Here is a 15,446-nt window from a genome sequence, read left to right as displayed (position 1 = left end):
TGTTCCCTCTAGGAGTTTCTCCCTTTATTATGCAATAAAAATAAACACAAAAATTGTTTGCATTGTCCGGACAGTATCCTTAATGTCTTTAATGGTTGACAAGTTAGAATAGTTTATATAATATTAAATAAAAAAGCATGTATCTATGAAGGGAAACAGTAGAAAGAAGTGTTCCAAGAGAGTGGAACCCGTGGCTGAAAGGTTCCTGAACCGCCTTTTTTCCAACCCGTCCCCGAGTATATATCCTGAATTTTTAGTAGGGATATACGGAGCATTACCGTTATATTTTTAAAGTGGGAAAATATTTTTATGTTTTCCAATTAGGGTGGTACCACGGAGAATGACCTTCGTCCTTTTGGGGGGCGAAGGTTTTTTATATTATAAAAATTAGGAGGATAAATTTAAATGGCAAAAAAAGAGCAACAGGAGTTTGTTGAACATATTACCTCAAGGGAAGAGGATTTTTCACAATGGTACACTGATGTTATATTAAAGGCTGAACTGGTGGATTATTCCCCAGTAAAGGGCTGTATGGTAATAAAACCGTATGGATATGCTATATGGGAAAATATACAGAAACTATTGGATGAGAGGTTTAAGGAAACAGGACATAAGAATGCATATTTTCCATTGTTTATACCCGAAAGTTTATTAAAAAAAGAGCAGGATCATGTAGAGGGTTTTGCACCTGAGGTTGCATGGGTAACTCACGGAGGAAATGAAAAACTCAACGAGAGGTTGGTGGTAAGACCTACTTCTGAAACTATCATATGTAGTATGTATTCAAAATGGATAAAGTCGTATAGGGATTTGCCTGTACTTTTGAACCAATGGTGTAATGTAGTGAGATGGGAAAAGAGTACGAGACCTTTTTTAAGAACATCAGAATTTTTATGGCAGGAAGGGCATACTGCACATGCAACTGAACAGGAGGCTCAACAAGAGACTTTGCGCATGTTGAATGTTTATACCGATTTTGCAGAAAATGACTTAGCTATGCCTGTTATAAAAGGGCAAAAGACAGAAAAGGAAAAATTCGCCGGTGCTCTTACCACATATACCATGGAAGCCATGATGAGCGATGGTAAGGCATTGCAAGCAGGTACTTCTCACAATTTAGGACAGCATTTTGCAAAAGTTTTTGATATACAATACCTTGATAAGGATGGACAGCTCAAGTACGTATATCAAACCTCATGGGGTGTATCCACCAGACTGATAGGTGGTATAATAATGGTTCATGGGGATGAAAGAGGGCTGGTGTTGCCTCCAAGAGTTGCACCAGTTCAAGTGGTAATAGTACCTGTAGCCATGCATAAGGAAGGAGTGTTGGATAAAGCGAATGAGCTATTTACTATATTGAAAAAGTCAGGTATAAGAGTAGAGCTGGATGATAGGGATACCTATACCCCCGGCTGGAAATTCAATGAGTGGGAATTAAAAGGCGTTCCGGTAAGGCTGGAGATAGGCCCAAGAGATATAAAGAAAAATCAGGTTGTATTGGTGAGAAGGGATACAGGTGAAAAGTTGTTTGTATCAATGGACAATGTATCCCAAACAATAGATCAACTACTAGAACAGGTCCATGATGGAATGTATAACAAGGCAAAGAAATTCATGGAGGACCGTACATTTAACGCTGAAAACATCCAACAATTGAAGGATATAGTAGACAATAAAAAGGGCTTTGCAAAGGCTATGTGGTGCGGGAGCAGGGAATGTGAAGATAGCATAAAAGATCAGACTGGTGCTACCAGTAGATGTATGCCTTTTGATCAGGAACATATAAGCGATACATGTGTATGTTGTGGGGAAAAGGCTGAAAAGATGATGTATTTTGCAAAAGCATATTGATAATATATGTATTCTATAAAAAGATAAGTGATTAGAGACATTTTTTTGGGGTATCTAGTATATAAATGTGTTATAAAAGAGTAAGGGAGGAAGTTTTATGTCAGAAAACAAAGGAGGATTCTTTACTGGCGTAGTTTTTGGTGCAATTTTAGGAGGTATAACAGCATTGCTTTTAACACCTAATACGGGAGAAAAGAATAGAGATATACTCAAAAAAAGAGGCAATGAAATAAAAGATGCTATTTTGGAAAAAGGAAAAGAGATAGGGATAGATTTAAACCAGACAGAAGAATTAGTAGAGCAAAAATATAATGAGTATAAAGATTCGGGAGAAAAAACGACTGAAATGGTTTCTGAAGAGATGGAAGAGTAGATAATATATCCGGTATTGGAGGTTATGGTTATGGCTTTTAATGTGGAGTGTACCAAAAATGAAGCACAAGGTAATTGGTATGTAAAGGTCGAAGGTGAAGTAGATGTTTATACGGCGCCAAAGTTAAAAGAGAAACTTTTGGATCCGATAGAAAAAGAAAAGACAGATTTGGTAGTGGATATGCATGATCTTGTATATATTGATAGCACAGGCTTGGGAGTATTTATAGGGGTTTTGAGAAGGGTTAAAGAGTATAATGGAAATATAGTATTAAAAGGCCCTAGAGATAATGTGAAAAGGCTGCTAGAGATAACGGGTTTAAACAAGATTTTTATTGTCGAGGAGTGAATTTATTATGAATAGTTTTTCCCAAATTGCCGCATCCAGCGAAGATTGCATATATGATAAAATCCAACTTATACTTCCTAACAAACCTGAATATGTGAGTGTTGCAAGGTTGACTGCGTCCGCTATCGCTAATAGGGTTGGATTTAATATAGAAGACATAGAAGATATTAAGGTAGCAATAGCAGAGGCTTGTACTAATGCAATACTTCATGGCTGTACAGAATGTGAAAACAGTTTTGTTATTGATTTCAAAGTTGAACCGGGGAATATAGAAATAACTGTTAAGGATAAAGGGAAAGGAATGCAGGTCGATAAATTAAAAAAGCCTGATCTATCCAACCCTAAAGAAGGGGGGCTTGGAGTATTTATAATAAAATCTCTCATGGATGAAGTGGAGTTAAAGTCTAATGAGGGCAGAGGTACTGTGCTTACAATGAGAAAATCTGTTACGGAGGAGGAGTAGGTATGCCTGAAAAAAACGGTTTAGAAAATTCCTCCGCTTATGAAGGGGATAAAGCATTATTTGCTGAGTACAAAGCTACAAAAGACAAAGAGATTAGGGATGAATTGGTTCACAGATACCTTTATATTGCTGAAATAATTGCTAAAAAGTATGCTAATAGAGGAATAGAGTATGATGATATATATCAGGTGGCAAGTTTAGCGGTTATAAAGGCGGTAGAAAGATATGACGTCGACAGAGGATATGAATTTTCCAGTTTTGCTACCCCGACTGTTATTGGAGAAGTAAAGAGATATTTTCGCGATAAAGGTTGGGTTATAAGAGTACCCAGGCGGATACAGGAGTTAAATTATAAAATAAATAAGTCAAAGGAAAAATTAACACAAAAATTAAAAAGAACTCCTAAGGTCAGTGATATAGCTGAATATTTAGGTGTAGATGAAGAAGAGATATTGGAAGCTATGGAATCTGGACAAGTCTATGCACCTCAGTCTATTGAAGCTACTTACGATAATTTAGGCGATGATAATGATTTAAGCTTGCTTGAATTGATTGGGAGAGAGGAAAAAGGATTGGTGGACATAGAAAATAAATATTTCTTAGATGATTGTCTTTCAAGGTTAAATCCGCTGGAGAAAAAGATTATAAATGCCAGGTTTTTTGAGGAAAAAACGCAAAACAAGGTTGCTAGTGAGCTGGGGGTTTCTCAAATGTATGTATCTAGGATGGAGAGAAGGATAATAAAGAAGCTCCAGGGATACTATAAGCAAGTTGTTAACTCTTAAATCAGGGAGGAAGAATTTATGGAAGTAGCTCTTTGGGAAGTTGGTATATTACTTATGGGAATAGGCATATTTATCGCCTGTATTTATGTTTGCAATACATTAAAGAATGCAAATAACTCAATAAAACAGATAACAGATATGATATCAAACCGTGAGCAGGAGATTTCTACTACTATAGAAGAGCTTCCTGAAACGGTGAACAGCCTAAAGGAATTGACTACTAATATCAATGATAAAGTAGACGAGCTAGACGATGTGATAGCCAATATAAAATCAATTACTGATACTGCAAATACATCGGTAAAGACAATACAGAAAGCAGTTGTTCCACCTATCATAGAATTTACAAGTTCTATTGAAGGCATAAGAGGAGCAGTAGGTTTTTTTAATAAATTTTTTGTAAACAGGAGGGACAAGGCCAATGAAAAAGCCTAAAATTAGTAAAGGAGTTATAATAGGACTGTCTTTGGGTTTTTTAGCTACTTATGTATACAAAAAGTCATCTGGTCGGGATTGTCTCCAGGATGTAAAGTCCATCATGCATCATGTAGAAAGAGTTAAGCAAGTGATTGGAGAGGCTATTGAAGAAGGCATGAGTCAGAAACAGGAAAAGAAAAAAGAATTGGAAAGCTATTTAAACATATGATTGAATGAGAGGTTTGTAATGGAAAAGGCGTATTCTATATTATTAGCTGTAATAGTGGGGGTCTCGGTGGCATTGCAGGGTTCCATAAACGCAGAGCTAGGCAAGTATACTAATTCTAAAATTGCCGCTCTTTTTAGTTTTTTAGTAGGAACGATCATACTTTTAGGTATTAATTTATTTTCAAATAATATAAAAACGATAGGGAATGTATTTAAGGCGCCTCCATACCTTGTAGTCGGAGGTATTTTGGGTGTTATAATAGTTTTCTTTACAATAAAAGTTATGCCGGTATTGGGAGCAGGTGCAACTCTTTCTATAATTGTCATTACACAAGTCATTACCGGCATTGCTATAGATCATTTTGGTTTATTTGGGGTTGATAAGCAGCCTTTAACTGTTGTTAAGGCGGTAGGAGTAGCTTTGCTGTTTATAGGAGTCAGACTTATCGTAAAATAAATATATGAATTTTATATACAAAGAAGTTAAGTTATAAAGATAGAGTAAATTTTTGTTGTTTACAATTTGCGTCGTTTGATGTAAAATATATCATTGAGAGGATATTTGAATATTGGACAATTGATAAATTATTTTGGGGATGTAGCTCAGTTGGGAGAGTACCTGAATGGCATTCAGGGAGTCGTGGGTTCGAGTCCCATCATCTCCACCATTTTATTACAAAAAGAAGAAGCAAAGATAAGCTTCTTCTTTTTGTTTGCTATCTTTAAAAACTCATCAATAATGTGTATAGATCATCTGATAATAATTCTTTAAAAATTCCGGAATAGATGCAATAAAAAAGGGTACTATAATAAATGTCGGGTACGTAATGGTTGAGCCCAGACTTGTATATACTCTAAATAGGGTATATATAGGTCGGCCAAAGATTGCATACAGGTTGAAAGGCTTGTATGCAGTCGGAGGGAAGATTCTATACGGTGGGGAAAAGTTTTATTGTAGTCGATGACCTTTTGAGGCTTGATTGCAATAAGATTCCAACCTATCGTATAGAGTCGAGCAAAGATCATGCAAAGTGCCGAAGATTTTGTCTGGTAATGTTCGATCATATGCAGCCTCAGCTTAACGCATTGGTTGCATATGGTTGTGCAGGTACTTTGCATGGTCGGACAGCCCATTATCATGGGTGGTGACCTGCTCGGTCATAGCCGGAAGGTTATGGCTGGGTAATAAGCGATCCATGGTAGTGCAAGATAGATCATTACGTGCTCGTTTTATTTATAAAGACCCAGAAGTTTTCTGGGTCTTTTGTTGTATGATATTTTACCTCATTTTTCTTTAATACTATCCGTCTTTAGTATATAATATATGAATAGAATTGATATAAAAAAGGAGCGAAAGTAATTTGATGGATGGTATAAATATAGCATTGCTCGGGTTTGGCAATGTAGGAAAAGGAGTCTGGAATATAATCCAGATGAACAGAGATAAGATAGAAAGATATATAGACAAGCCTATACATATCAAAAAAATATTAGTCAGGGATATAAACAAGGACAGAGGTGTGGATGTACCAGGCCAGGTGTTTACCCAAAAATTTGAGGATATAATAAACGACGAGGAAATAGATATAGTGGTAGAGCTTGTGGGTGGAATAGATGGGGCATATCAATATATAAAAAGTGCCCTATTGAAAGGCAAGAATGTGGTGACTGCCAACAAGGCTGTTATCGCTACTAAAGGGGAGGAACTGAGACAATTAGCAAAGCAGCAGGGTGTAAATTTGAGGTATGAGGCAAGCGTAGCCGGGGGAATACCCGTAATAAATAACATCACTAGGAGTCTTTCTGCAAACAAGATAGATAGTATAATGGGGATTATAAATGGTACTACCAATTATATATTAACTCAGATGGGCGATAATGGCATGGATTTTGATGAGGCCTTAAAGCTTGCACAGCAAAAAGGTTATGCAGAGGCTGATCCTACTTCGGATATTGAAGGTGAAGACGCGGCTTTTAAGCTTTCTATATTGATATATATAGTATTTGGACTTACACTTTCTCCGGATGAAATACCTAGAGAGGGAATAACAAAAGTCACCCAGAAGGATATTGAGTATGCTGGTCAGATAGGATATAAAGTCAAGCTTCTGGCTACTGCACGAAGAAAAGGAGATGACTTTATTTATTATGTACATCCGGCCTTGGTTCCTGAAAAACATCCGCTGGCCTCTGTAAATGATGAATATAACGCTCTCTTCATACATGGAAATGCAGTAGGAGATCTGATGCTTCTTGGGAAGGGTGCCGGTTCTATGCCGACAGGCAGTGCCGTTATGGGAGATATTTTGGACATATCTAAAAGGATGGGAACTAGCTATAGATCTGGGAATTTAAACTTAGTTGATAAAAACGGATTGAACACAATAGGGGAAGGCAAGAGCAAGTATTATTTACGAGTGATGGTGGAGGACAAGCCTGGACAGCTGGGCAAGATAGCATCTACCTTTGGAAAATACGGAATAAGCTTGGAATCGGTGTCCCAAAGGGCTAAAGGTGAAGATCTAGTACCGCTTATATTTATAACATATGGAGTAGAGCGAAGTATATTAGATAAAGCGCTAAATGAGATACTAGAAAATGATATTGTACAAAAGGTTGCGTGCATATTAAAGGTGGAAAATATTTAATTATAGATTTATTATCATTTTACATATTTATCTAGTTATAATAGTTAATAGTTAGGGGAAGTGGTTTGAATGGAGATTAAGGATACGAGGGTATATGGCCTTGAGAAGAGTATAATAGTGAGTGGATATCCTATGAGTATAGGGGATGAAGGTTTAAGAAAACAAGGATATAGTGACAAAGACCTTAAAAGGGCAAAAAAGTTAGGCTGTGCCAAGGTAGGCAGCGGGCATGATTGTTTTCTCAAGGGTATTATAGTACAGGCAGATTTTACTGCTCCACAATATTGGTGGTTGCAGTTTCAGAGATATCATTTTGCTGATATAGTTTCTAGCCAGTCTAAAATGCATAGGATAGTACATATGGATATAAGTAATCAGTGTAATGAATATGTGCTGCCGGAAGCGATACAATTGCTCCAGAAGTTAGTGGAAGAATATAAAGAAAATCCTTCTGATGAATTATTTCAGCAGATAGTTTCTAACACTCCTATGGGTCTACAACTTACAGCAGGTATTGTGACTAATTATTTACAGCTTAAGACAATGTATTATCAGAGGAGAAATCATAAACTGAAAGAATGGAAGAAAGTTTGTGATTGGATTGAAGGTCTTCCCTGTATGAAGGATATGGTATTAGTTTAACATGCTTTAAAAATCCGGCACACTTTGAAAAGAGTATCCGGATTTTTTTATTTTGGGCAAAGCTGGGATGGAATTGCTATCTTATAGTTTACTAGAGACCTATGGTATAATACTATTAGTTTTACAAATAAAAGATTAAATAGAAAATCAAATTAAGTTTATAGTAAAAGGATAGATTTGGAGGGGGATAGTATGAAAGGAAATGTTGCTTTAGTAACTGGAGCCAGCCGGGGGATAGGAAGGGTTTTAGCCATGAGATTGGCTGAAAAAGGGGTCAACCTAATGCTTGTCAGCCGTTCGGCCCAAGACCTTGAAACAGTAAAATCTCACGTAGAGCAGCAAGGCATAAGAGCTGTAATAAAAGCTGCAGATCTTGCAGATGCTGATATTCCTTCCCAGATAATTGCAAGATGTATAGAGGATTTTGGGAGATTGGATTATCTTATTAATAATGCGGGCATTGCTATACCTAAACCCCTGTGTGAGACAACTGTCCAAGAATGGGATATGCATATGGAATTAAATGCAAGAGCACCGTTTTTGCTGTGCAAACAGGCTGTTCCCTATTTACAATGCTCAAAAGACGCTACAATTATAAATATTTCTTCTGTTGTAGGGGTCAAGGGGTATGTAAATCAAGCTGCCTATACAGCTTCAAAACATGCATTGATGGGTATGAGCAACGTTTTAGCACAGGAGGTTCAGGACCTGGGAATAAGGGTTCATACAATATGTCCTGGGGGAGTTGCAACAGATATGGTTATCAAGATGAGACCTGATTTGGATGTATCCGGATTGATTAGCCCTGACGAGATTGCGGATATTGTTCTTTTCTTATTGAATCATAGGCACAGCAATGCGGTTATCGATGATATCCATGTAAGAAGGGCGAATAACAAGCCTTGGTTTTAAATGAATTTCAATACCAACTAGGAAGGGAGCAATAAAATGGCAAAGCATATAATATCAGTATTGGTACATAATCAATATGGCGTGGTAACCAGAGTATCTGGCTTATTTACAAGGCGGGGATTTAATATAGATAGCTTTACAGGTGAAGAGACGGAGAATCCAAAGATTTCACGATTGACTATTGTTGCCAATGGTGATGAAAGAGAAGTGGATCAGATAAAAAAGCAAATAAGCAAATTAGTAGATGTAATAAAGGTGATTGAATTAGAACCCCATAAATCTGTATGCAGGGAACTTGTATTGATGAAGGTGGCTACAACAAAAGAAACTAGATCGGAAGTAATGCAAATTGTTGATATTTTTAGAGCCAAAATAGTAGATGTAGATACCAATGCTCTGGTTATCGAAATAACCGGGGATAAGGATAAGGTAAAAGCTATGGAGAAGTTGTTGGCTCGTTATGGAATTATTGAAACTGTAAGAACAGGAACTATAGCTTTACAGAGAGGCAATAAAGGTATAAATGACATATAAATACTGGCATATAGCCAGTATTTATATGATTACTATAGGTAAGCAGAGTTTAAATTTTTTTGATTCTCGGGAAGTGTTCCAACCTATTACAGTATATATTCCTTTCTCTATACTTTTCGGAATGCTGAAAACCTCACAATATCGTATAGTCTTATCCGGTTCTATGATTATTTTTCCTATTGACTGTGTGAAGCATTTATCTTCTGACCATTTCCACAAAGTTTTACCTGATATATGTTTTATCAAAAAATCGTACTGCTGACTGGTATTATAAGTAAGTGCTATATCTTGTCTACCCATATTTGTTTTTAAAAGTGTTGTCTTCAGCCTTTCTCCCATTCTGTAGAAAGTCTTATCTGTTGATATACATATAAATAGAGAATCTGGAATCAACCAATAAGGGCAGGGCTTTATCTGAACAGGGTATGGATAGTATGGTATTGAATATACAGGTATAAGTAATTTTTCCCCTGGGCATATCATGTCAGGGTCTTTTATCTTATTTAGCCTAACTATATCTTGCATGGATATATTGAACTTTAATGCAATATTTTGCAAGTTATCGCCGGACTGAACGATATATTTTATCATTCTTTATACTCCTCCCATACAGTATATTGATATATAATTAGTGTATGATATAACAATAACTTTGGGTATTTTTAAAGGCATTAATAAAATAGGAGAAGATAAATTATGAAGGTGTTATTGACCACTTTAAACTCTAAATATATACATTCAAACTTAGCTATAAGGTATCTCAACAATTATTGTGCTGGTATTGAGAATGTGAATTTTATTTTGCAGGAGTATACAATAAATGATACATTGGATTACATAATAGGAGATATATATTTTAAAGATGTAGAAGTTGTTTGTTTTTCTTGTTATATATGGAACATTCAGCAAACGTTGGTGATTTGCAGACACCTCAAGATGGTAGATGATTCTATAAAGATAATATTAGGAGGGCCGGAGGTATCATATGATTGTGCTGATCTGTTAAGGGAGCATGATTTTATTGATTTTATTGTAAAAGGTGAGGGGGAAGAGAGCTTTCGGGAATTAATAACTTGTATCAGTAAAGATCAGAGTGTTTCTGATGTAGCTGGTATATGCTTTCGGGATAAAGATAGGGTGTTGGAGGCTCAGGATAGAGAGCCTATACAGAATTTGGATGACATACCTTTTCCATATCAGGATATAGATAAATTGATAGATCATTCAAAACTCATATATTATGAATGCTCAAGGGGATGTCCGTATAAATGTGCATATTGCCTTTCTTCAGCTTCAAAAGGAGTGAGGTTTTTTAGTCTGGACAGGGTAAAGAAAGATTTGATGACATTTATACGAGCAGGTGTAGACAAAGTTAAATTTGTAGACAGGACATTTAATTGTAATATGGATTATGCTCTTCAAGTATTTTCATTCTTGATAGAAAATAGCGATAAAACCTCTTTTCATTTTGAAATCAACGGTGATTTGATAGATGACAGGATGATAAAGGTTATAAGTAAAGCACCCCCAGGCCTTTTTCAATTTGAAATAGGGGTACAGAGCACCAACCCAAAGACGCTAGAGAGCATAAACAGGAGGATGGACTTTAAACTTTTAAGTGATAATGTGAAAAAGGTATACGATATGAGAAATATACACCAGCACCTGGATTTGATAGCCGGATTGCCCTATGAAACATATCATTCATTTTCACAATCCTTTAATGATATATACATGCTGAAGCCGGACAGGCTCCAATTAGGCTTTTTAAAGCTGCTTAAAGGAACTGATATGAGGAGGATGGCTCGGGAGCATAGCTATGTTTATACTGATTTTCCTCCATATGAAGTGATGAGCAATGTTTATATGTCATATAGAGAAATAGCAAAGCTTAAAATGATTGAGGATTTAGTTGAAAAATATTGGAACAGTCATGCCTTTGATTGTTCAGTAAAATATATAATTGACAACTACTTTGATTCTCCTTTTAAGTTTTATGAGGAATTTTCGGAATTTTATTTTGCTAAGGGTTATGCCAAGGTTTCTCATAGTAGAAAGATGTTATATAAAATATTGCTTGAATTTTATATAACAAGGATACATCGGGACGCTGCCCTGTTCTGTGACATATTGAAGTTTGACTATCTGAGACAAAATAAAACCGGCAAACTGCCTGAATTCATCAAAGCATATAGCAATCATGTGGATATAAAAAATAGGTGTTTCGAATTTTTAAAATCAAGGGAAAATGTGGAGAAATTTTTGCCACATTTTATTGGAAAATCTGCAAAACATATAATAAGGCATGTCCATTTTGAGCAGTTTGAAAATTATGTTGCGGCATATATCCAGGGATGTAATATAGAAGATATCAGGGATAAGAAGGTAGTCATATTGTTTGACTATAGCAGCAGAAACATATTAGATCAAGCCGATTATAAAGTTGTTGAATAGTGCCAATATAGGATAAAGATGACATCACTGTTATTTCTTTCAAATGCATGCTATGTTTAGCATTTGTTAATCAGATGTATTTATATAATTCCATTTTTATCTGTAAAGTAAAAATATAATGGGTAATACGGATGAAATTGTTAGAATATAAAATGCAAAAATGGATATCATAATAAATGTCGGGTACGTAATGGTTGAGCCCAGACTTATATATACTCTAAATGGGGTATATATAGGTCGGCCAAAGATTGCATACAGGTTGAAAGGCTTGTATGCAGTCGGAGGGAAGATTCTATACGGTGGGGAAAAGTTTTATTGTAGTCGATGACCTTTTGAGGCTTGATTGCAATAAGATTCCAACCTATCGTATAGAGTCGAGCAAAGATCATGTAAAGTGCCGAAGATTATTGGATAATTAAATGCTTATCCGATATTGTTGGTCATATACAGCCGTGAGGTTGTATATGGCTGTGCAGGTACTTTGCATGGTCGGACAACCCATTATCATGGGTGGTGACCTGCTCGGTCATAGCCGGAAGGTTATGGCTGAGTAATAAGCGATCCATGGTAGTGCAAGGTAGATCATTACGTGCTCGTTTTATTTATAGAGAGGAGTCCGAATGTAATATTCGGGCTTCTTGCATATAATCTGTAACATAATTCATGTACATTCATATGATATATTAAAACCTAATGCTAAATAAAGGGGAGTAATTCAAAAAAGCTATTTATTAAAATAGTTTTTGACACTGTTTGCGACATGCTGGCTTATTGTAGCCCGCTTCAGTGCAGGTATCATCCTGGAATGAGACCTTTATTTCAATAATACATCGTGTTGTTGGAATAAAGGTCTTTTTAGTTAGGTTATCAGGAGGTGTTTTTTATGTTAACCCCTAGCCTTGAAGATTACTTGGAAGAGATGTATAGGCTGGAGGTGGAGAAATCTGAGATAAGGGTGTGTGATATTGCTGAATGTTTAAATGTATCCCAACCTTCTGTGGTTAAAGCATTGAAGAAATTGAAAAAACTCAACATGGTATCATACAAACCGTATCGACCTTTAAAATTAACTGAAATGGGCAAAAAGAGAGGCAAGTATCTGGTAGACCGCAATATGCTGATAAAAAAGTTTTTACAGACGATATTTTCCAGATGTGATATAGAACAAGAAGCAGAAGCAATGGAGCATTATCTTAGCAGACATACCATTAAAGCTATGCAGGAATTTATAGAATTTATGGAGCATGACAAAGAGGCTTATGATAGATATAGTTGTTATATACAAGAGAAAATAACACCGTAAATAATAAATTTACGGTGTTATGCTATTCCAAACAACCTGGATAATTGGGTGACTATAAAACACACAATTATAGCTATTAATGTGGTGAGAATAAAAGTTGTAATAGTCCATTTGTTGCTATCGGATTCCTTTTTTATAGTCCACAATGTAGTAGCACAAGGCCAATGTAGCAGAGAAAAAAGCATTACATTTAAAGCAGTAAGCCAGGTCCAGCCGTTATCCATCAGCAGTTGTTTTAGTGCATATAGACTATCTAGTTCTAACATAGCTCCTGTAGACATATAGCTCATAATCAATATGGGTATTACGATCTCATTTGCAGGAAGTCCCAGTATAAAAGCCATTATTATATATCCATCCATCCCTATAAGATGAGCGAAAGGATGTAGGAAATTTGCGCAGATATTCAATATGCTAGAATTATTTATATGAATATTAGAAAACAGCCATATGACTATACCGGCAGGGGCAGCCACCACTACAGCTCTTCCTAGCACAAACAATGTTCTATCAAATATTGATCTTACTATCACCTTCAATACTTGAGGTTTTCTATATGGAGGAAGCTCTAATGTAAAGGAAGATGGTATACCCTTTAATATAGTTTTTGAAAGCAGCCATGATAAAAGCAATGTGATCGCTATACCCAATAATACCATGGACACTACCACCATAGAAGCTATACCTGTTTTCAGGCCAAAAGCAAGACTTCCTCCCATGAATATTGAAGAAAGGGTTATAAGTGTTGGGAAACGACCGTTACAGGGTACTAAATTATTTGTAATCATGGCTATAAGTTTTTCCCTAGGGGATTCAATTATTCTACAGGATATAACACCTGCAGCGTTGCATCCGAAACCCATGCACATGGTAAGGGCCTGTTTGCCATGTGCACATGCCTTGTTAAAATATCGATCTAGGTTAAATGCCACCCTGGGCAAGTATCCTAAGTCTTCGAGAAGTGTAAAGATAGGGAAGAATATTGCCATTGGAGGAAGCATAACTGATACAACCCAAGCAAGGGTTCTGTAGCAACCTAAAACCAGCATTCCGTGCAACCACATGGGAGCATTTATTGATACGAAAAGATTGGTAAGCCTTTCTTCTACCCAAAACAATGCAGCGGACAGCAATTGAGAAGGATAGTTAGCCCCGGTTATTGTTATCCAAAAGATAATTCCCAGCAACAACAGCATAATGGGTAGGCCTGCAATTCTGGAAGTCAGTATTCTATCCAGCTTTCTATCCAAATTATTATAGTCTTTTGAATTGTATTCTATCACATCATTACATATATTTTCTGCATTTTTATATATATTTGAGACTATGCTATCTCTATAATAGGGCTTTATATCGTAATCATCCAAATTTAATGGAATGAACCTTTGATTTTTCATCTGCAATTTTTACCTCCTCGCTGTGGTCTGATTTATTGGGTCTTGTGTATTGATAAATAGATTCAAGAATTTTTTTATCCCCATCAATTATGCGTAGGGCCACCCAACGACTATTCACAACCCCATTTGAAAAAGCCTCTATCTTTGGTTCAAGATTTCTTATCAGATTTTCTATTTGGGTTTCATACCTTATTTCTATTGGATTAGGTTTAATTTTTCCTGTTACAACTTTATATATTATATCCACTAACTTTTCCATTCCCTCCCCCTGTCTTGCAGCGGTGGGCACTACAGGAACACCTAATTTTGTTGAAAGTTTTTCAATATCTATATCTATCTTTTTTCTACGTGCTTCATCCATAAGGTTCAAGCAAAGGATTACATTTTTTGTTATTTCGGTTATTTGAAGTACCAAATTCAAGTTTCTCTCTAAACAGGTTGCATCGGCGACTACTACTGTTGCGTCAGGGTTGTCAAAGCATAGGAAGTTTCTAGCTACTTCCTCTTCTGCAGAATTGGCCAAAAGTGAATAGGTACCGGGAAGATCTACCATCAAAAAAGATTGGTTTTTATAATTGAAATTTCCATAGGCGTTTACTACTGTTTTACCCGGCCAATTTCCGGTGTGTTGTCTAAGACCTGTTAAGTAGTTGAATACAGTGCTCTTTCCTGTATTAGGGTTGCCTGCGAGAGCTATTATATAATTTTCTTTAAACAATTCTATACCCATTGATTTATAGGTCAATTCCATTTTTTATTCCTCCTCTATCACTTGAACTAAGATATTTTTGGATTGCTCATTCCTTAAAGCTATTACTGTCCTTCTTATTTCATATGCTATAGGGTTACCTGAGGGGCTTTTTAGCACTGGCATGATTTTTGAATCTTTGATTATGCCTAGATCAAGCAACCGGCGCCTTTGAGAGCCCCAACAATCCAATTTTTTTACCATTCCAATTTTCCCCATAGGAAGTTTGTGGAGAGGAATTAAATTATCGTTCAAAATTATACCTCCTAAAAATTAGCCTAGGCTAATTTTGGTAAATAAAAATTAATTTAATTGTATAATATGTTATTATGAAAGTAGT

The 15,446-nt window shown here is 36.1% G+C and carries 17 protein-coding genes, 1 tRNA gene, 1 pseudogene and 1 other annotated feature; of the genes and pseudogenes, 16 read left to right on the top strand and 3 right to left on the bottom strand.

Annotated features, from left to right (window positions below):
* The first annotated feature begins 136 nt into the window (after positions 1 to 136).
* Positions 137 to 358 (top strand) — a binding site (T-box leader).
* 47 nt (positions 359 to 405) lie between these two features.
* From proS to ilvN, 14 genes are all read left to right on the top strand, one after another.
* Positions 406 to 1,854, top strand: coding sequence for a proline--tRNA ligase (proS, locus tag PHP06_00455; GenBank protein MDD3839029.1), 1,449 nt, complete (start codon positions 406 to 408; stop codon positions 1,852 to 1,854).
* Between the two features lie 97 nt (positions 1,855 to 1,951).
* The gene (locus tag PHP06_00450) at positions 1,952 to 2,227 is read left to right on the top strand and encodes a YtxH domain-containing protein (protein MDD3839028.1); all 276 of its coding nucleotides are present in this window, start codon (positions 1,952 to 1,954) and stop codon (positions 2,225 to 2,227) included.
* A gap of 30 nt (positions 2,228 to 2,257) precedes the next feature.
* A complete protein-coding gene (locus tag PHP06_00445; protein ID MDD3839027.1) occupies positions 2,258 to 2,575 on the top strand; it encodes an STAS domain-containing protein in 318 nt (105 codons plus the stop codon).
* A gap of 7 nt (positions 2,576 to 2,582) precedes the next feature.
* Positions 2,583 to 3,038, top strand: a complete 456-nt coding sequence (locus PHP06_00440; protein ID MDD3839026.1) for an ATP-binding protein — start codon at positions 2,583 to 2,585, stop codon at positions 3,036 to 3,038.
* Between the two features lie 2 nt (positions 3,039 to 3,040).
* Positions 3,041 to 3,823 (top strand): SigB/SigF/SigG family RNA polymerase sigma factor, encoded by a 783-nt coding sequence (locus tag PHP06_00435; GenBank protein ID MDD3839025.1) that lies wholly within the window; start codon positions 3,041 to 3,043, stop codon positions 3,821 to 3,823.
* A gap of 18 nt (positions 3,824 to 3,841) precedes the next feature.
* Positions 3,842 to 4,258: a DUF948 domain-containing protein gene (locus tag PHP06_00430; protein ID MDD3839024.1), complete on the top strand. Its 417-nt coding sequence runs from the start codon at positions 3,842 to 3,844 to the stop codon at positions 4,256 to 4,258.
* Positions 4,245 to 4,469 carry a hypothetical protein gene (locus PHP06_00425; protein MDD3839023.1) on the top strand — a complete coding sequence of 75 codons (225 nt, stop codon included), beginning with the start codon at positions 4,245 to 4,247 and terminating at the stop codon, positions 4,467 to 4,469. The genes PHP06_00430 and PHP06_00425 overlap by 14 nt, the downstream gene beginning before the upstream one ends.
* Before the next feature lie 18 nt (positions 4,470 to 4,487).
* Positions 4,488 to 4,925: a DMT family transporter gene (locus tag PHP06_00420; GenBank protein MDD3839022.1), complete on the top strand. Its 438-nt coding sequence runs from the start codon at positions 4,488 to 4,490 to the stop codon at positions 4,923 to 4,925.
* 135 nt (positions 4,926 to 5,060) lie between these two features.
* Positions 5,061 to 5,136 (top strand) — tRNA-Ala (locus PHP06_00415).
* Between the two features lie 268 nt (positions 5,137 to 5,404).
* Complete coding sequence (locus PHP06_00410; protein MDD3839021.1) at positions 5,405 to 5,617, top strand: hypothetical protein; 213 nt, start codon at positions 5,405 to 5,407, stop codon at positions 5,615 to 5,617.
* Positions 5,618 to 5,832: 215 nt separating this feature from the next.
* A complete protein-coding gene (locus tag PHP06_00405; protein MDD3839020.1) occupies positions 5,833 to 7,116 on the top strand; it encodes a homoserine dehydrogenase in 1,284 nt (427 codons plus the stop codon).
* 69 nt (positions 7,117 to 7,185) lie between these two features.
* Positions 7,186 to 7,758, top strand: coding sequence for a hypothetical protein (locus tag PHP06_00400; protein ID MDD3839019.1), 573 nt, complete (start codon positions 7,186 to 7,188; stop codon positions 7,756 to 7,758).
* A 192-nt stretch (positions 7,759 to 7,950) separates the two neighbouring features.
* Positions 7,951 to 8,670: an SDR family NAD(P)-dependent oxidoreductase gene (locus tag PHP06_00395; protein ID MDD3839018.1), complete on the top strand. Its 720-nt coding sequence runs from the start codon at positions 7,951 to 7,953 to the stop codon at positions 8,668 to 8,670.
* 36 nt (positions 8,671 to 8,706) lie between these two features.
* Complete coding sequence (gene ilvN / locus PHP06_00390; GenBank protein ID MDD3839017.1) at positions 8,707 to 9,204, top strand: acetolactate synthase small subunit; 498 nt, start codon at positions 8,707 to 8,709, stop codon at positions 9,202 to 9,204.
* A 21-nt stretch (positions 9,205 to 9,225) separates the two neighbouring features.
* On the opposite strand, the gene PHP06_00385 is transcribed toward ilvN, so the two are convergent.
* Positions 9,226 to 9,795, bottom strand: coding sequence for a BsuPI-related putative proteinase inhibitor (locus PHP06_00385; protein MDD3839016.1), 570 nt, complete (start codon positions 9,793 to 9,795; stop codon positions 9,226 to 9,228).
* 105 nt (positions 9,796 to 9,900) lie between these two features.
* Here PHP06_00385 and PHP06_00380 point away from each other — a divergent pair, with 105 nt between their 5' ends.
* Together PHP06_00380 and PHP06_00375 are read left to right on the top strand one after the other, a co-directional pair.
* Positions 9,901 to 11,658, top strand: a complete 1,758-nt coding sequence (locus PHP06_00380; GenBank protein ID MDD3839015.1) for a B12-binding domain-containing radical SAM protein — start codon at positions 9,901 to 9,903, stop codon at positions 11,656 to 11,658.
* A gap of 883 nt (positions 11,659 to 12,541) precedes the next feature.
* Entirely contained in the window at positions 12,542 to 12,961 is a 420-nt protein-coding gene (locus PHP06_00375) for an iron dependent repressor, metal binding and dimerization domain protein (protein ID MDD3839014.1), read from the top strand.
* Positions 12,962 to 12,978: 17 nt separating this feature from the next.
* On the opposite strand, the pseudogene feoB reads toward PHP06_00375, so the two are convergent.
* Positions 12,979 to 15,109: pseudogene (gene feoB / locus PHP06_00370) on the bottom strand (ferrous iron transport protein B).
* Between the two features lie 3 nt (positions 15,110 to 15,112).
* Positions 15,113 to 15,361, bottom strand: coding sequence for a FeoA family protein (locus PHP06_00365; GenBank protein ID MDD3839013.1), 249 nt, complete (start codon positions 15,359 to 15,361; stop codon positions 15,113 to 15,115).
* Between the last annotated feature and the right edge of the window lie 85 nt (positions 15,362 to 15,446).

This window comes from Clostridia bacterium, from assembly GCA_028698525.1.
GTDB lineage: Bacteria > Bacillota > Clostridia > JAQVDB01 > JAQVDB01 > JAQVDB01.
The sequence above is the reverse complement of the archived record's forward strand: the minus strand, read 5'-3'. Positions and strand labels throughout refer to the sequence as shown.